We start from the raw sequence: 18,512 nt of genomic DNA, 5'->3' as shown, positions 1-18,512 counted from the left end.
CTCATCGTCTGTCTGGATGGGAGACCTGGCTTCTATATCGCGCAATGGCGCTAACTATTTATCGCATGAACGATTGCTTTCACAAGCCCGATAAATTTCGGTCTCGCTTCATTCGCGACCCGCACGACTTGTTCATGTGTTAACGGCTCGAGTTCTTCGCCGATCGCCATGTCGGTAATGCAAGTAATGCCGACGACGCTTAGGCCGCAATAGTTGGCGGCGATAACTTCAGACACGGTAGACATTCCGACAGCGTCGGCGCCCCATGCGGCGAACATCGAAAGCTCGGCCGGCGTACAGTAGGCTGGTCCGGAAATGCCGATGTACACCCCTTGCTGGAGTTTGACATTCAGCCTGTCAGCCTCGGCAATGGCGACGGCGCGCAGCTCCGGGTTGTAGGCGCGGGACATATCGGGGAAACGAGGTCCCAGCTCCTCAATATTAGCGCCAATTAGCGGATTGGTGCCGGTCTGGTTAATATGATCGGTGATGAGCATCAGATCGCCTGCTGCAAAGCTGCGGTTCATGCCCCCTGCGGCATTCGTGACGAGCAGCTTGCCGATGCCAAGACGCTTCATTACATAGACAGGGAACACGACCTCTTGCATCGAGTAGCCCTCGTAATAGTGGAAGCGGCCGCGCATGACGAGTACGATTTTTCCTTCAAGCTGGCCGATCACAAGCTCTCCGGCATGGCCTTCAACAGTCGAAACGGGGAAATGAGGAATATGATGATACGGGATAACGACGGGCGATTGCACTTCATCGGCGGCGACGCCAAGTCCGGATCCGAGGATTAGACCGATTTGCGGCGCGCCGGTTATCCGGCTGCGGATATAAGCGGCTGCTTCATCGACTTTTAACAACAAGTTTTCCATCTGGTTAAGCCCCCTCATTATGTTCGTTGCACTTCGTTCCATCATCATATCGAACCGATCTGTAATTGTAAAATGTAACCTTTATTGCTCTGCCGGCAGTCCGTCTCGTATAATGGGGGAAATAGTTTTGCTTCGCAAAACTTTATAGGAGGAACGGACCATATGACACAACCGAAAAGCTACTCAGCCGCAGAAGTGGCGGCAGCAATCGATCATACCGCATTGAAGGCGGAGACGACCCGTACGGAAATCGTTAAGCTGTGCGAGGAGGCAAAGCAGCATCGTTTTGCCACCGTATGCGTCAATCCCGGCTGGGTGAAGCTTGCTGCCGGGCTGCTTGCAGCGTCCGGCGTAGGCGTTACGACGGTTGTCGGCTTCCCGCTCGGAGCGACAACGACAGCGGCTAAAGCTGCGGAGACGAAGGACGCGATCGCGAACGGCGCGACTGAAGTCGATATGGTGCTCAACATTGGACTGCTTAAATCCGGCGATGACGAGGGTGTAAAGAAGGACGTTGAAGGCGTCGTGCAAGCCAGCAACGGACAAGCCGTTGTTAAAGTCATTCTGGAGACAGGTTTGCTGACCGATGAAGAGAAGGTGCGCGCATGTCTTCTGTGCAAAGAAGCGGGAGCGGACTTCGTGAAGACGTCGACTGGCTTCGGCAAAGGCGGCGCGACCGCTGAGGATATCGCTTTGATGCGGCAAACCGTCGGCCCGGAGATGGGTGTGAAAGCATCGGGCGGCGTTAGAGACTTGGTTACGGCACAGCTTATGCTCGCTTCCGGAGCGACGCGAATCGGGGCTAGCGCAAGCGTTGCGATCGTGTCCGGCGGAACCGGAGAAGGCTATTAGAACGGGCGGACCCGGAACGGCCAGATGCGGCGCGGAAAGGCAGGCCCGGCGGCAAGTGCTGGGGATTGACCCGATTTTGGATGCAAGGTATGATGTTTGAAGCGAATAACAGCCGGCTCTGTTGAGTCGGCTGTTTGTATTGAGGATGATTTGCCGGAACCAGGCGGAAGGCTCGGCTGCGCGGCAGGTTCGGTCGGCGAATGCACATAGCATTATTAATTTTATATGAAAGAATTAGAGGTGATTCAAACTATCATGCTTCAACAAGTTTCATGGAAAGGCCAGTGGACGACAGATATTCGGGCCAATGTGCTGGCGGGCATGACGGCGACGCTCGCGCTCGTTCCCGATTCGCTGGCGTTCTCTTTCATGGCTGGCGTTCCTCCGGTCGTCGGCATTTATGCGACGATCTGCATTTTGCTCGTCATTACGTTTATGGGCGGAAGACCCGGCATGATTTCGGCGGCGGCCGGCTCTATGTCCGTGCTGATGCTGTCGCTCGTGCACGCGCACGGCATTCAATATTTGTTTGCGGCAACGATTCTGACAGGCGTCATTCAATTGCTCATGGGCGTCTTCAAGCTCGGCAAGCTGATGCGTTTCGTGCCGCAAGGGGTGCTGACCGGCTTTATTAACGCGCTTGCAATTATGATCTTTATGTCGCAGCTTCGTTATTTTGAAGGCCAGTCCTGGCTTATGTATGCTCTGGTCGGAGCAACGCTGGCGATCATTTATTGGCTGCCGCGCTACTTCAAGGCTATTCCGTCGCCGCTCGCAGCGGTTGCGGTTCTAAGTGTCGCCGTATGGGCTTTCGGCATCGCTGACGTTACTCGAATCGGCGATATTGCGGCGATCGATGCATCGCTTCCATCTTTCTTGATTCCCGATATCCCGCTCAATTGGCAGACGCTGGCGATCATCGCGCCATATTCGCTGTCGCTTGCCGTTGTCGGCTATACCGAGACGATGCTGACGCACAGCCTGCTCGATGAGATGACAGGGGAGCGGACGGATAAAAACCGGGAAATGCGAGGGCAAGGCGTGGCGAACGTCGTTGCCGGATTTTTCGGCGGGATGGCTGGCTGCGCGCTTGTGGCGGAGTCGGTGCTGAATGTGAAAATGGGCGGCAAGCATAGACTGTCCACATTAGTGGCCGCGTTGTTCCTGCTCTTGCTGACCGTCTTGCTCGGCGATGTGCTGGCGATGATCCCGATGGCCGCGCTCGTCGGCATTATGCTGATGGTGTGTGTATCGATCTTTGATTGGAAATCGGTGTTCAAGCTCAAAAAGGTGCCCGCGGGAGAAACGGTCGTCATGGCGGCGACTGTCGCCGCTGTGCTTCTGACGCATGATTTGGCAATCGGAGTAGGCGTGGGAGTGCTGCTCAGCTTTATCGGTTTTGCGATACGTGCATCCAAATTGGAAGTGGTTAGCGAGTGGAACGGCAAAAAACGTGTTTATCGCGTGGAAGGGCAGCTGTTCTTTGCTTCCGCTTCGTCGCTGGAGGAGAAAATCGAGCTGAATTGCGAGGCCGAGGAAGTGCATCTCGACCTCACTGCATCCAAAGTTTGGGATCATACCGCGAGCCTTGCGATTAATCGCGCCGTTGAACGGCTGCAAGGGAACGGGAAGCGCGTCACGGTGTCGCGACTCCAATCCGGCACAGCAACGGATTCGAAAAGCAAAGCCGCTGCCGGTTAGCGCAGTGCCCAACTCGTTTAACGTTAACGTTCGCAGCTAATGGTCAGAACGGCATTCAGCGATTCGCCTGCGTCAAGCATGACCAGATCTTCCTGGCGGTTCAGTTCGCCGGTCATCGCCATCCATGGCTCCGCGCAAATGAACGGTTTGCCGTTCACGGACCAAAGCTGCACATACTTGAATATTTTATCGTAGCTCAGACGGACTTTAGCGCCGCCACTGACCGGAAAAGCAATTTCCGGCTTTTTCGGATCAAGCAGCGTAACCGACTCGACGAGACCTTCCAAATCGAATACGTCTCCAAAAGGCTTTTCTGCCATATCGTTATAATCCAGATAGCGGGTTGTATCGGTTTCGTAGGAAAGCTTTTTGTTGTCGACGTTAAAGTACGGATGGAAGCCGGCGTAGAAAGGCATTGCCTTGTCAGCCGTCAGATTGCGGTATTGTTGACGCGTATGAAGCTTGCCGTCCTTCAGCGCATACGTGAAAATCAGCTCGAAATCGAACGGATAGGATTGCTTGGTCGTCTCATTGCTGCGCAGCGAGATGGTGATGGACGCTTCGCTTTCGGTGCTTGTGTTTACAACATCCCACACCGCTGTGCGGGCTACGCCGTGGTTAGCCATTTGGTAAGTAACGCCTTCCCACTCGTAGGCGCCGTTCTCCAATTGTCCGCAGATCGGGAACAGAATCGGATTGCCTCCGCGAATGTTGGCTGTTGGATGCTCGAAGGTAGCCTTGTCCAAATAGAACAGCTCAAGGCCGTTCAGCTGGCAGCCGATGACGATTCCGCCTCGGTCCGGGCAGATGCGAACGACCGAATCCGTACCCGGCTCGGACAGCTCATAAATCGTAAAATGGTCGGTATAGCTTTTGACTTCAAATTGACTCATGGTTTGTTTGCCTCCAAATATGTAGTTCATTCAGTCCATTAGATCATATCAAAGGTATTGCTTTAAAAAAAGAGGAATGCGGGGCGAAAGTCCCGCATTCCTCTTTCATTCTATTATTGAGCCGGTGCTTCAGTTGCTGCGCTGTCGGAAGCTGTTTCTTCTTCAAGCTTGTTCGTAATTTTGGCGCTGGAGCGAAGCTCTTCCATCCAAGTTACGGACAGCTCGGAAATTTGCTCGTCAATCAGCTGCGTGCGAATATCTTCTTTCTTCTCTTCGAAGGTCGGAGTCGTCGCTGCTTTCTCTTCCGTTTTCTTAATGATGTGGAAGCCGGAAGCCGATTGGACAACGCCGCTCATCTCGCCGATTTTAAGCGCGAATGCCGCAGTGTCGAACGCCTCGTCGCCGATGTCGCCTTTGCCGATAAAGCCAAGGTCGCCGCCGTTCGGGCTGGAATTGGTGTCGGTCGATTTCTCCGCAGCCAATTTGGCGAAATCGCCGCCTTCATTCAATTGTTTAAGCACAGCCTCGGCTTCTTCCTTCGTCGCCAAGTAAATGTGGGAGACGCGGATTTGCTCAGGCGTTGCAAACGAAGCTTTGTTCTCGTCGAAATATTTTTGCACGTCCTCGTCTTTGACCGTCGTCTTCGGCTCGAGGATTTTACGGATTTTCAACTGCATAAACGTGTTGTCGCGCAAGCTTTCCATCGTCATGCCAGCTTGTGTAACTGCGCTGTCGAGCGCCTCTTGGGAGCCGAATTGCGTAACAAGCTTTTCGATTTCGGCGTCGACATCCTTTTCCGAAACGGAAATGCCGGCTTTGTCCGCTGCCTGATCGATCAGCTCTTTCGTAATCAACGTGTCGAGCGTAGAAGCGCCGCTTTGAGGGAGCATCTCATTGTAAAGCTCGTTCTGCGAAATTTTCTTGCCGTTTACAGATGCTACCGTTTTGCCTGCGTTTCCTCCGAAAGGAGGGAAAATGAGAGTGATCACAAGCGCGATCGCCAGAATGGCGGAAATCGCGATCCAAGCTTTGCTGCCGCTTTTGCGGGCTTCGGCAGGTGCTGCCGCAGGCTCGCTCTCTTCAACTGCCGCTTGCTTGTCCTCCGCGTCATCCGATAAAGCGTCAGCATCATTGTCGTATTCGAATTGTTCTTCTGCCTGTTCCAGTTGCTCGTCGGCCGCAGCTTTTTTTAGTTCCTCTTCTCTAGGCTGCTGCGAATCTTTGTTTTCCATTGAATGAACTCCCTTCAAAATTAAAACATTTCATATCAATCATTCGGTCTGGGAAACGGTATACGCTTCCAATCTTCTCTACTATATCAAAACATTCTACAAAAAACCTTAATCTAAAATAAAAAAATGTTGCATCCTGACTCATTTCGTAAGATTGTATAGGTATAGAGTCGCAAGAAAAATTTAGCATCTATGTGGCTGTTACAGGAAATGGAGGAATCCAATGATTGCGATTGCTGGAAACTATAACGGATGGGTTATATTCCTCTCCTTTGTTATTTCGTTAATGGCTTCATATTCGGCTCTTAATTTGGTTTATAAAATATCGCATACGAGAGGCAAAGCGCAGCAAGGCTGGATGGCTGCGAGCGCGTTCGTCATGGGCAGCGGCATATGGACGATGCATTTTGTCGGCATGATGGCGTTTCATGTCGGCCTTCCGGTCAAATATGATATTCCGACGACTCTGATTTCCATTCTAGCGGCCATTCTGGCTTCCTATGTCGCTTTCTATTTGACGCTGTCCAAGCAAGTGAATCGGCTGAAGCTTGCCGGCGGCGGTATTGTCATGGGCGCGGGCATTGTCGCGATGCACTACACGGGGATGGCATCCATGCGCTCTCCGGGCATGTCGATTACTTATGATCCGCTGCTTTGGGCCGTTTCTGCGATCATCGCCGTTATTGTGTCGTATGCTGCCCTGTTTTTATTTATTCGATTCCGCCACTCGAACCGGGCAGGCTTCTCCAAATGGGCAGCGGCGGGGCTTATGGGCTTGGCTGTTTGCGGCATGCACTATTCAGGGATGACAGCCGCTTCCTTCTGGTGCGGAGATATTTCCGTATTGCAGGAAAAGGTGCCGCTCGATCTGTTTCTTCTTGTCGGCGTTTCATTTGCGACGCTATGCATCATGCTGGTGACCTGGGGCGCGATCTATTTCGATCGAACGGTGCTGGAGAGAATGGCATACAGCGATCCGCTGACGGGACTCGGCAACCGTCATGCGATGAATCGCTATTTTCAGGAGGAACTGGTTGAATCGGCGAGTCTAGCCATCATGTTTCTGGATCTCGACCGCTTTAAATTAATTAATGACACGCTGGGACATGATGTCGGCGACTTGCTTGTGCAAGCTGCGGCGGACAGGCTGCGCTCTTATATGAGCGATAATGTGCAAGTGTTTCGTCTTGGCGGGGATGAGTTTTTGCTCGCGGCGAAAAATATGGATGAAGCGGAAGCGAAGCAGCTTGCGGAGCAACTGTTAGAGCGTATTCGCAAGCCGTACATGCTGGAAGGCAATGAGCTGTACATTACTTGCAGCCTTGGCATCAGCTTTGCTCCGGAGCATGGCACTAACGGCTCGAAGCTGCTGATTGCCGCCGATACGGCGATGTACCAGGCGAAGCGGCAGGGGAAGAACAAGTACTATATTTATAATCAGGAGCTTGCCGCGCAGTCCTCTCGGCGAATGGAGCTGGAGAAGGATTTGCAGCTGGCGCTGGCCAAACAGCAGTTTCTTCTTTACTACCAGCCGAAATGGAATGCGGAAACAAATCGCCCGACAGGATTTGAGGCGCTGCTGCGCTGGAAACATCCGGTGCATGGCATCGTTCCGCCTGATGAATTCATTCCGATTGCTGAAGAAACCGGCTTGATCGTCTCGATGACACGCTGGGTGCTGGAGCAGGCCTGTGCCGATTGCGTGAGCTGGAACGCTCGGGAAGAGCAGCCGCTCAACGTGTCGGTCAATCTGTCGATGAAAGTGTTCGACAGCAAAAATTTGAACGATATGGTTGATGAGGCGCTCGCGCGGGCAGGGCTTGCCCCTGAGCTTCTCGAGCTGGAAATTACCGAGACCATCGTTATGAACAATGTGCCGGACGTCATCGCACAGCTTACTCCGCTTCAAGAAATGGGCATTACGATTTCGATGGATGATTTCGGTTCGGGCTATTCCTCGCTCGGCACGCTTGATCTTATTCCTTTTCATACGCTAAAGATCGACAAGCTGTTTATGCAGCAAAGCCATCTGCCTGCAAAGCGGGCAATAGTCAACACGATTATTGTGCTTGCTCATCAATTGAACCTTGAAGTTGTAGCGGAAGGGGTCGAAACCGAGCAACAGCTGGAATTTCTGAGAACATCCGGCTGCCGTGTCATGCAGGGCTACTATTTTAGCAAGCCGATGCCGAAGGAGCAATTGGACGAGTGGCTGGAGAGCGTGCATCTCTCGCCGTTGCAGCGCAAGCTGCCGGGTTGATCACTAAGAGAAGCAGGGGGGTATCGAGCTTGCGCAGTAAGAAAGGAACATACGGCTGGTTTGCGCTGGGCATGGCGCTGCCGCTTTGTATATATGCGGGCCTAAGACTGACAGGTTCGAGTTTGGATGCGAATGTTCAGTCGCCGCATGGACATTTTTACATTGTGAGTATCGTATCCGTCATATCGCTTATCGTCGCAATTGCGATCGGGATTGCCGCGACTCGTCTCCGCAACTTGAAGATCAGCTTCTTGTCGCTTTCCTATGTTTCGCTTGCCGCCCTGTTTACGCTTCATGGCATATCTACTCCGGGCTTTCTGAATCACCATCTGATGATTTCCGGCACGGCCGCACAGCTTAGCTTGCTGCTTGCCGTTCTATGGCTATGGCTGTCATCCATTTCTTCCGATCGGTTCCTTATACGTTTCCTGTCGCGCTGGCAGCGCTGGCTTGTCCCGGTGTGGACGGCGGCGCTGGCTGTTCTTTTCTTAGCATTATGGATGTATCCGGGGCTTACGCACGGATTGCATTTGAAAGACAACCCGGTGCGCTGGATCGTCACTGCGGTTATTGTCGTGTTTAATCTATGGACGATGTTTCGCTATTGGCAGACGTACATGACGTCGCGCTTTCCGCTTCAGCTCGCGATTGTATACGGCACGGGCTGGATGATCATCGCCCAGATTATTATTGTAACCGGAGAAGCGTGGAAACTGAGCTGGTGGTTGTACCATCTGCTGCTGCTCGCGTCTGTTGCAGCGATGGCTGCGGGCATTAGGCTGCAATATCGAAGCACCGGCTCGCTCACCACATCCATGCTTCATCTGTTTCGCAGCAATCCGCAGGATTGGATTCATGTCTACATGTCTCCTGCCGTAAAGGAGCTCATTCGTACAACTGAGAACCGCGACGCATATACAGCCGGACATAATTATCGCGTTGCCATCTATGCGCTTAAGCTAAGCGAGGAGATGGGGCTGTCCTTGAACCAGCTCCGGGCCATCGCGCAAGGCGGATTGGTCCATGACGTGGGCAAGCTTGGCATTTCAAGATCGATATTGAATAAGCCGGGCAAGCTGACGAAGGAAGAACGCGTTATAATCGAGGAGCATCCGGTCAAGGGGTACAATTTATGCCGCAGGCTCGGTTTCATGCAGGAGGAGCTGTCGGTTGTCCGCTCCCATCATGAACGGTGGGACGGAAGCGGATATCCCGACCGGCTTAGCGGATCAAGCATTCCGCTTCTGGCTCGGGTTACGGCCGTTGCGGACGTCTATGATGCGTTGACTTCTTCGCGTGCTTACCGGGAAGCGATGTCGCATGAAGAGGCGCTCGCTTATATCCGAAGCGAAAAAGGAAAGCATTTCGATCCGGCCTGCGTCGACGCGATGCTGCGGCTGGCAGATCGGCAGGCAGAGTTTTTCAGGGAAACCATTGCGCTTAGCCGCGAGCCTGGGCGGACGGAAAAATCGGCATCAAGTTTACATGCTTGATCCGCCGCATAACAGGAGGACGCCGCATGAATAAAATGTCGCTTAGAACGAAAGGGCTGCTGCTGATCGTTCTTATTTCTTTTATCCCATTGCTTCTTGCAGGCTTAGCTAATTACTTCATTGTAAAAGAAGAAATGACGGATTCGGCCAAAGCGAAATTGACGAGCAAATTGCAAACAAGCGCCAGCAGCCTGGCCTCTTGGCTAGCGATCCGGCGGGCGGAAGTGCTCGTCATGAGCAGGACGGATGCCGTAAGATTCGGGACCGATGAGGAGCGCGTAAATTATTTCAGCCGCGAACTGGTCCGCTCGGGCTTTACGTATTCGGCGCTTGGATTCGTAAATCCCGCAGGAAACTCGATCCGGACGAACGGATCTTCGATTAATGTAAGCGAGCAGCCCTTTTTCAAAGAAGCGATCCGGGGGAAGGTAGGCATAACCGACCCGTTCGTTCCTTATTTTGAGACGAAACAGCAAGTGTACATCGTTGCTCCCGTCTACGGTGAGCAGAATGAAATTACCGGCATTATTTATGCGGCGATGAAGCTCACGACAGTAGAGTCGATGCTTACGATGAGAAGACAGACTCCAGGTTCTTTTTACATCATCAATCGATCCGGAGAGATGATTTACAGCTCCCGTCAGGAGACGGTTGCGGAAGACATGGCGGCCTATAAAAAAGAGCTGGCGCCGAGCAGCAATGACCAAGAGCCTGTAGAGCAGTCGGGATCGTTTGTTATGCGCCAGAACGGATTCGAGCATATCGTCTTTTATGAAAAGGTGGATAGTGTGACCGGCTGGCGCTTTGCGCAAGAGGTGCCGTTATCCGTTCTGCATGTAGGGCTTACGCGCGTGCTGCTGCAAACGCTTGCGACGATTGCATTAGCTGAAATCGTAGTCGTCGTGCTGTTCTTTATTTTCTTTGCGTCAATTGTGCGTAGGCTGGAAGCGATTCTGGCTGTCACCGAGCAGGCGGCGGACGGCCGGTTTGACGCGGTGCATTTGAATGAGCTGCCAAGCGACGAAGTAGGCAAGCTGGCGTCATCGGTTAATGGAATGATGGAGCACTTAAAGGATATGTTCGAGCAGCTTGGGGCGATTATTAACCAGAATCAGTATGCTTTTATTGTGCTGGACGACCAGTACCGCGTGACGTATATGAACAGCGCGGCGGAGCAGTTGATTGGCTACCAGCTGGAGGAAATTCGAGGACACGGGACGCCGCTCTTGTTCATAGATCCGGATGAGATCAGCTATGAAGCGGAACAACTGTCGATGCGGCTCGGCCGCACGGTTTCACCGGGCTTAGAGCTCTTCCAAGAGCTCCGCACGGAGCAGTTCAATTATGAGCGGGAGTGGACGTTTATTCATAAGGACGGAACGAAAATTCCGGTTCGCCACAGCTCCAACGGCCTGCGCGATCAGCATGGGAAGTTTACGGGCGTTGTCGGCATGGCCTACGACATATCCGAGCAGCAGCAAGTAGAGAGGTCGCGCAACCGGCTGCTTGATATCGTTGGCTCGGCGCAGGATTTAATCGCTTCCGCCGATCATAAAGGCAACATCATTTATATGAACAAGGCCGGCAGAGAACTGCTGGGGCTGGAAAACGACTATAAATCGACAACGATTCGGCGGCATATGGAAGCAAGGCAGTTCAACGAGCTGGCGCGAGGAGCGATGTCGGCCGGCCGGCACGGCTTCTGGGAAGGCAATGCCGAGCTCTATACGTCCCAAATGGACAAGCTCTACGTATCGCTTATTATTGTCGCGCATCGGAACAGCCGCACCGGAGAGCTGTTCTATTCCTGCATAGCCAGGGACGTTACCGATCAAAGGCATACGCATGAAAAGCTTATTCTTGCGACGCAGGAAGCCGAGGAAGCCAACGCGGCCAAAAGCAAGTTTCTCGCTCTGATGAGCCATGAAATCCGCACGCCGCTCAACGGTATTATCGGATTGACGCAATTGATGCGAAGGACGGGGCTTTCTGCCTCGCAGAAGGATTATATGAACAAAATCAGCACGTCCTCCGATACGCTTCTTCATATCATTAACGATATTTTGGACTTTTCGAAAATCGAGGCGGGAAAAATCGAGACGGAAAGTCTCGCCTTCCAGCCGGAGGATGTGCTTAACCGTCTGGCCGAGCAGCTTAGCATTTTCATCGGGGGCAAGGAGCAGTTTGAATTTATTATCGATTCGCCGCAGGAGCTTCCGGCGACATTGTTAGGCGACCCGATGCGGCTTGAGCAAATACTGCTTAACCTTTGCATGAACGCGATCAAATTTACGGCGAGCGGGAAAGTGCTGTTTAAAATCGCGGTGCTGAAGCAGGAGAAAGATCGAGCAACGCTGCAGTTCGCTGTTGAAGATACAGGCATTGGCATGACGCGGGAGCAGTTGGACAAACTGTTCCAGCCTTTCACTCAGGCGGACAATTCGACGACACGCAAATTCGGCGGAACAGGCCTCGGTCTTGTCATCACGAATTCGCTGGTAAAAATGATGGGCGGATCGCTTAAGGTCGAAAGCGAATATAAGAAAGGCAGCCGATTCAGCTTCTCGCTTGAATATCCGGTATTGCCGGGGCCGTCCGCTCATGCGGCCGGCAAGCAGCAAGGCCGGGAGCGGGAACTGCTGCAAGAGCAGTCGGTATGGATTGTTGAAGATAGCGACGAAATGCGAAAACATTGGTGCGACTTGGTCGACTCCTATGGGCTTACGCCCGTGCCGTTCTATTCATGGAAATCGGCAAAAGAGCGGCTGATGCGCGTCGGGGATGGGGCTAAGCCGAGTTTGCTGCTCCTGGATATGGAAATGCCCGACATGTATGGCACCGAGACGTGGCTTGATTTCAACAGGGCAGCCAACAATGCAGGCGTGCAAACGGTCGTCGTTACAACGTCGTACGGCCGCGACGAGCTGCTTCAAATGCCTTCGTCGGAAAGGCCTTCGGCGCTGCTGACGAAGCCGGTTACCCGCCGGGCGTTGCAGCAGGTGCTGGAGCTGCAGCTTGAAGCGAACGCAGCCCAGCCTTCCTCGCCCGGACTTGACAAGGATCAAGCCGCGCAGGAAGCTGCGGCTGCGGTGTCCGGCTCGATCATAGAGCCGGGTGCGGAAGGCGTTCGCATTTTGCTTGCTGAGGATAACGGCATTAATCAGTTGGTAGCCGTCGATATGCTGAAAAATTACGGATTTGAAGTGGATGTTGCCGAGAATGGCCGGCAAGTGATTAACATGCTGGAGCAGAACCCGCGATATCCGATCATTCTAATGGATATCCATATGCCTGTAATGGACGGCATGGAGGCGACGCGGTTGATCCGTTCCGATGCCAGATACAATCATATTCCGATTATCGCGGTTACCGCCAATACGCTTCGTTCCGATCACGAGCAATATTTGAATCTTGGCATGAGCGGCGTCGTAACGAAGCCGATTCACCAGGAAGAGCTCTATACCGTTATTGCTCAATCCTTATCGCTTCCGCTTCCGCTGAATCAGCCGTTTGAACTAGCGAAGAGGGGCGCAAAGGCCCAGCCTGACATTCTATTGCCTGTCGTAGCCGGAATTGATATGCAGGCGGTGCTGGATAGAGTAAGCGGCAAGCACGCGATTGTGCTGCATATGCTGGAACAGTTTGAGAATGAATACGGTTCTTTTATGGACAGGCTTCATGAACAGTTGAACGCTGGACAGCTTGGCACGGTTAAAAGGATGCTGCATACGTTAAAGGGAGCGTCCAGCCATTTGTCCGCCGTCGATATTGCCAATGCTGCAGCTGCTCTGGAAGCTGTTGTGAAACGGGAGCCGCTGGACGAGCAGGAGTGGAATCTTGCTGCCGAACAATTGGAAAATAAGCTGTCTATTACGATCCAATCGTTACAGTCGCGATGAGGTTTACGATTTCTACAATATTTTCCTAACAAATTTCTAACAATAGATTGTCCTCTTCCACACTCTATTGTATATTAGGGTTACAAGTCCTAATTCGACAGAAATCTTCAAACCCACTAAGGGGTGGCGCCAGTTGTATAAAGTATTAGTTATTGAAGATGACGTCATGATGAGTGATATGCTGTCTATGTATTTGTCGGAAGAGGGTTATTCCGTAAGACAAGCAGTATTGGCGGGAGACGGGCTGCGAGAGGTTAAGGAATTCGAACCTGACATCGTACTGCTTGATTTATTGCTTCCCGATTTGGATGGCATGGAAGTATGCAGCCTTATTCGTGAACGATCTAACGTGCCTATTATGATTCTTTCGACAAAGAGCGAAGTGTCGGAACGCGTGCAAGCATTGAAGGCCGGCGCGGACGATTATATGTGCAAGCCGTTCAGCATGCATGAACTGACCGCACGCGTAGAGGCGTTAATTCGCCGCTCGCAGGTGCTCGTTCCGGAAGCGGCGGCAGCATTGGATATGAATGCTGAATCGGAGACGGTTAACGACCCGATTCAATTGGATTTCGAACGGCGTTTGCTGCTTGTAAGAGGCGATCTGGTCGAAACGACGTTCTCCGAGTATGAGATGATGAAGCTGTTTCTTGCTCATCCGGGCAAAGTGTTTAGCCGCGAAGAGCTTATTAACGCGATCAGAGGTTTCGATTCCTTCGTAACGGACCGAGCGATCGACGTTCATATTGTAAATTTGCGCAAGAAGATTGAGCATAATCCGAAGGAACCGCGTTTAATTCGTACCGTCTGGGGCTTTGGCTATAAATATACGGCGGATTATTCGGAAGCGGACAAGGACGCAGAAACAGTTGAATAGAGCGAGCAGAACGATCCCGCATGAAGCGGGGTCGTTCTTTTTTTATGGGAGAATTCGCTCGTAGAGAAATAAATGAAGTGAAGTCATAATCTAACAATCTTCTAAACAACATTCCTTAATTTTTCTAATATTTATGTGGGACGATAGGATTAACAAATAAGAGGAACAAGGAGTGTGTCATGCGGGTGCAAGCAGTAATCGATATACCGGATCGTAAAACGGCATTTGTCCAGTTGGAGTTGGCGGTTGCGCAGGCACGCGCAGCAGGCAAACGGCTCGTTGTCGCTTACATTCATCTGGATCGGTTTTTTCAAGTACTTGAGACGAAAGGAGTTACGCTCGGCCTTGAAGTGCTGCGGGAAGTCGGCGAGCGGCTGGCGAGAGCGGGAGTCGGTACGAAGACGAAGGCGTCTGTCGTATGCCAAGTGGGCGCGAATGATTTTTTATTGGGCCAAGAGGTTTCGGGCGGGGCGGAGGATTACGGTTTAATTGCTCAATCATTGAAATATGCGGTGGAATCGCCGCTCCTGCTGGACAATTGCGAGTTTCGCCTGACAGCCAGCATTGGCGCCAGCGTCTATCCGAATGACGGCAGAACGAGCGATCAGCTGCTCACGAGAGCGGAAACAGCGCTTGCGAAGGCGCTGGAGCAGGGCGGCAGGGAAATTTGCTTCTATCAGGAAGAGGATACGGAGCGGATAAAGCGAGGAGTCGCTATAGACGAAGCGCTCAGACCGGCGTTGTATGAGCGGCAGTTCTCGCTTAGCGTTCAGCCGGTCTACCGGATTGATAACGGCAAGCTGCGCGGAATTGAAGCGTTGCTGCGTTGGCAGCATCCGACGCTGGGCGCTGTCTCTCCATTGGAGCTGCTGCCGATAGCGGAGCGCAACGGCATGATCGTGCCTATTGGGGAGTGGATCATTCGGGAGTCTTGCGCCATGCTTGCGAAGATGCAGAAGTACGGAAGCGAGCAGCTGATTGTTACAGTTAACATATCGGTCGAACAGTTAAAAGACGCATCCTTCGCCGGCATGATCGCGAGCGTTGTGATGGAGACGGGAGTCGAGCCTGCCTGTTTGGAGCTGGAGATCAAAGAGAGCACGCTGCAGCCTGTCGAATTGCCATTGAAAATGCTGACGCAACTGCGGGCGCAAGGCGTCCGAATTGTGCTTGATGATTTCGGGAGCGGGAGCTGCTCGCTCGCGAACCTGCAGCAGCTGCCGATCAACGGCTTGAAAATATCCCGCAGCTTCATTCGGCATATCGACATGCCCGGCGCGGAGCGGCATATCGTCGAAATGCTGATTGGCCTCGCGCATCGTCTGGGTCTCGAGATTACCGCGAGCGGAGTCGAATATATTATGCAATACGAGCTTCTGCGGGAATGGGGCTGCGATTTCGTGCAGGGCTACATGCTGGGCATGCCTATGCAGCCGGATGTGCTGGACCTATCATCGTTGCGGGGCGTTAACAAAGCGTAGAAAAAGCGGCGAAAGGGAGTGGGTACTCCCTTCGCCGCTTATTATTATTTTCGCTCTTATTCCCTAACGGCCTGCGAGGCCGTTAGGGAAGGTGGGCGACGCGAAGCGCAGCGTTGTAACGGCCTCAGAGGCCGTTACACAGCATTTAAGACGCAAAAAGGCGGCTAATATCGCCGCCTCTTCTGACACTGTTGGCCTGGCCTAGCTTACTTCCAGATACAGCTTTGTACCGTCATTGTATTGGAAAATAGCTACGTCTCGCACAACATCTACTTTCGAGATCCGTTTCCACTTTTTGCGAAAGTCAAAGTTGTATTCCATCTCCAGCAGCTTATGATGAAGCTGGTCGAGAGCTATTTCATGTTCATTTGGAAAATAGACAGGAACGGAACGATTTTTGAAGGTTATGATTTTCATCATGACCGGCTGCACCTCCGATCGTTTTTTTCTATTTTACCGTAAAATATTTAGTACGTTATGAAACGCGAGTCAGAATAATGTTTCTTTTGCTAACGAATTTCTAACAAATTCGAATAGTCGATCGCAGCGATTAATGCGAGGTGCACGGGATAAAAGCTGCGCCAAACGATTCGCGGAATTTGAATGCGGTCGAACGCTCGCAGAAATAACGGCAGATAGACTAAAAGCAAGGTCGCGATTACGCTGTACAGCTGTACAATCCAGCCTTGATAGAATAGAAAAACAACATTTAACGCCATATGAAGGACGGCGGTCCAATGAATAGGTACATAGCGGTAGATGAGCACAATTGCAGGCAAATAAGCGCCATAGCTGGCGGGGACGAGTTCGACGAAAAGAATGGCTGCCGCAATGACAGCGGCCTGAAGAGCGCGCTTGTCCTGAAGCTTGTCCAGCGCCCATAGCATCAGCAAGCAGATAAATAGAGTGCCGACGGTGTTAATCTCGAGCGTATGGAACGCAAGCGAATAGGGCAGCTGAGAAATTGCGGCAATCGCAAGCATGCGGAGGAGATAACTGTTGACGCTGCGAGTTCGCAAATAGCCAAGCACAAGCGCATAGGCGTAAAGCGGAAGCGCAAGCCGGCCGATCATCCGCCAAGCCGTATCGTCAGGGAACCAGACGACTCCGATATGATCAAGCAGCATGGAAAGCATGGCGATCATTTGCATGGCGATACCACATCCTTATTAGAGATGCGGCTATTATATCCTTTCCCCTCCTTCGCTCGCAAATGATTTAATTGATAATTATGAGAGGCGCAGCGAAATTAGACCGAAGCTGTCAGAAAGGACAGCCTCCAGTCGAGTGAGGCCGGGCTTTGTCGAAAAGGCCGACGGTTTTCCAATTTTTATTGTTGACTTGTCAGAGGATGCTGTATATTATATAAGAGTCATGCTGATGTAGCTCAGGGGTAGAGCAACGCACTCGTAATGCGTAGGCCGGGGGTTCAATTCCCTTCATCAGCATTAAAGTACAGAAAACCCTCACATATGTGGGGGTTTTCGTCTGTTTTACGTTATTATACGATTTTAATTTCAAGTATCTTCCAGTTGTTGTCGATCTTATCTATCGTGATGGAACGGAACATGGATTGGATAACTTCCTTTTGGGTATCTGCATTTAGATACTCCCAATTTGTCCGCAATTCCTGAACCATCCTAAAAAGTTCATCTGCAGAAATCTCCTGTTTGTAAAATTCCTCAACCTGCGCCTTATCGAACAAAGTGTTCATGCGTTCCTCTTCTTCTTCTACCAAAGCTGCATAGTCGGATGATGATAAGTTACCATCTCCTAATGCAAGCATCCAATTCCGTTTACGGCGGTTCGAAATTTCAACTTCCTTTTTCAAATCCACCTGCGCCTGTTTCTTCACTTTTTTCTCTTCGATCGTACCGGCCTCGAAAATGATTTTATTGAATACGAGTTCGGTTAGTATCGGCTCGGATATAGAAGGCATATCGCAGATCCGTAAATGATAATTTTTATGGCATTTATAGTTCTTGTACTTTGCCTCGCCATAGTTTCGTTTAACAGTGGTGCTCGAGCCGTTGAAGTTACCACCACACCGCGCACATTTTAAAATGCCGCTGTAAGCGTAGAGGTAAGATGTTTTGCTCATTTCGCTGTTAGAACGCCGTTTAAGCATCTTCATAGCCTTCTCATGGTCTTCAACAGATATAATGGCATCATGTTCGCCCTCGCGAATAATACGCTTATCATCGCTCCAAGCAGCTGGCTTAAAATGGTTCATGCCGATGTACCGCGGATTTTGAATAATGCTTTTTATCTTAAATGAGTCCCACACACCGCCGCGCTTTCCGGTAGTTGTCTTGTTCAGCTCGATAGCGATTTTATTACGACCCATGCCAGATAAAAACATTTGATAAATCTTTCTGACGAGTTCGGCCTCTTCTTCGACTACAACAAGGTTCATGTCTGCGTCGAAGTCATAACCCAATGGTGGCCGGCTCATGTGTCTGCCGCCTTTTTGAGCCTTTTTAGTTAATCCCTTTAATGTTTCCTCGCGTAAGTTATCTAAATAGATTTCAGCCCATATACCGGAGAACATGAGGAAGGCCTTACCCATAGGAGAGCGTGTGTCGATCTCTTCCGATCCTTGAGCTGCAATAATCAATCGAACATCGAGTTTGTTAATTTGTTGAATGAATCCGTATAAGTCACCCTGATTACGTGATAGCCGGTCAAGCTTATGAATGAGGATCGTATCGAACTTTCCATCTTTCATATCCTGTATCATCATTTGAACGCCAGGACGCTTAAACGTTTTACCGCTGACTGCTGGATCGGAATATACCTTGTACAGTTGTAGGCTTTTCTTATCGATCAAGTCCATGAGGATATCATGCTGTGCTTCCATAGAGAACCCATCCTCTTGCATACGTGACGAGACCCTTATATAGATGGCTGCTTTATTCATGTGGGCACCTCCAGATAATAAAAGCC

Annotated in this window: 13 protein-coding genes and 1 tRNA gene; 8 read left to right on the top strand and 6 right to left on the bottom strand. The window is 51.4% G+C overall.

All coding sequences use genetic code 11. From position 1 onward, the window contains the following. Positions 1-50 precede the first annotated feature (50 nt). On the bottom strand, positions 51-878 hold the full coding sequence (locus GOM71_RS09045; protein ID WP_156280072.1) for a purine-nucleoside phosphorylase: 828 nt from the start codon (positions 876-878) through the stop codon (positions 51-53). 162 nt (positions 879-1,040) lie between these two features. Between GOM71_RS09045 and deoC the strand changes: the two genes are divergently transcribed. Further along, a complete protein-coding gene (deoC, locus tag GOM71_RS09040) occupies positions 1,041-1,730 on the top strand; it encodes a deoxyribose-phosphate aldolase (RefSeq protein ID WP_156280070.1) in 690 nt (229 codons plus the stop codon). Between the two features lie 255 nt (positions 1,731-1,985). After that, positions 1,986-3,431 (top strand): SulP family inorganic anion transporter, encoded by a 1,446-nt coding sequence (locus GOM71_RS09035; RefSeq protein WP_156280068.1) that lies wholly within the window; start codon positions 1,986-1,988, stop codon positions 3,429-3,431. Between the two features lie 23 nt (positions 3,432-3,454). Here the strand turns inward: GOM71_RS09035 and GOM71_RS09030 are convergent, their stop codons facing one another. Together GOM71_RS09030 and GOM71_RS09025 are read right to left on the bottom strand one after the other, a co-directional pair. Next, entirely contained in the window at positions 3,455-4,324 is an 870-nt protein-coding gene (locus tag GOM71_RS09030; protein ID WP_156280065.1) for an aldose epimerase family protein, read from the bottom strand. Between the two features lie 113 nt (positions 4,325-4,437). Next, positions 4,438-5,556, bottom strand: a complete 1,119-nt coding sequence (locus tag GOM71_RS09025; RefSeq protein WP_156280063.1) for a foldase protein PrsA — start codon at positions 5,554-5,556, stop codon at positions 4,438-4,440. 223 nt (positions 5,557-5,779) lie between these two features. Between GOM71_RS09025 and GOM71_RS09020 the strand changes: the two genes are divergently transcribed. From GOM71_RS09020 to GOM71_RS09000, 5 genes are all read left to right on the top strand, one after another. Further along, on the top strand, positions 5,780-7,816 hold the full coding sequence (locus GOM71_RS09020; RefSeq protein ID WP_156280061.1) for a bifunctional diguanylate cyclase/phosphodiesterase: 2,037 nt from the start codon (positions 5,780-5,782) through the stop codon (positions 7,814-7,816). A gap of 29 nt (positions 7,817-7,845) precedes the next feature. After that, positions 7,846-9,309 (top strand): HD-GYP domain-containing protein, encoded by a 1,464-nt coding sequence (locus GOM71_RS09015; protein ID WP_253944766.1) that lies wholly within the window; start codon positions 7,846-7,848, stop codon positions 9,307-9,309. 26 nt (positions 9,310-9,335) lie between these two features. Then, complete coding sequence (locus tag GOM71_RS09010; protein ID WP_156280059.1) at positions 9,336-13,208, top strand: response regulator; 3,873 nt, start codon at positions 9,336-9,338, stop codon at positions 13,206-13,208. Positions 13,209-13,341: 133 nt separating this feature from the next. Then, positions 13,342-14,085, top strand: coding sequence for a response regulator transcription factor (locus tag GOM71_RS09005; RefSeq protein WP_156280057.1), 744 nt, complete (start codon positions 13,342-13,344; stop codon positions 14,083-14,085). A gap of 179 nt (positions 14,086-14,264) precedes the next feature. After that, positions 14,265-15,566 (top strand): putative bifunctional diguanylate cyclase/phosphodiesterase, encoded by a 1,302-nt coding sequence (locus tag GOM71_RS09000; protein WP_156280055.1) that lies wholly within the window; start codon positions 14,265-14,267, stop codon positions 15,564-15,566. 201 nt (positions 15,567-15,767) lie between these two features. On the opposite strand, the gene GOM71_RS08995 is transcribed toward GOM71_RS09000, so the two are convergent. Both GOM71_RS08995 and GOM71_RS08990 read right to left on the bottom strand, forming a co-directional pair. After that, complete coding sequence (locus tag GOM71_RS08995) at positions 15,768-15,986, bottom strand: hypothetical protein (RefSeq protein ID WP_156280053.1); 219 nt, start codon at positions 15,984-15,986, stop codon at positions 15,768-15,770. An 89-nt stretch (positions 15,987-16,075) separates the two neighbouring features. Next, positions 16,076-16,717, bottom strand: coding sequence for a TraX family protein (locus tag GOM71_RS08990; protein ID WP_156280051.1), 642 nt, complete (start codon positions 16,715-16,717; stop codon positions 16,076-16,078). Positions 16,718-16,942: 225 nt separating this feature from the next. Here GOM71_RS08990 and GOM71_RS08985 point away from each other — a divergent pair. Then, positions 16,943-17,014, top strand: a tRNA-Thr gene (locus GOM71_RS08985). 53 nt (positions 17,015-17,067) lie between these two features. Here GOM71_RS08985 and GOM71_RS08980 read toward each other — a convergent pair. Next, entirely contained in the window at positions 17,068-18,486 is a 1,419-nt protein-coding gene (locus tag GOM71_RS08980; protein ID WP_156280049.1) for a recombinase family protein, read from the bottom strand. Between the last annotated feature and the right edge of the window lie 26 nt (positions 18,487-18,512).

It is taken from the genome of Paenibacillus sp. NEAU-GSW1 (assembly GCF_009737085.1).
Lineage (GTDB): Bacteria > Bacillota > Bacilli > Paenibacillales > Paenibacillaceae > Pristimantibacillus.
This window is presented reverse-complemented; position numbering and strand designations above follow the sequence as displayed.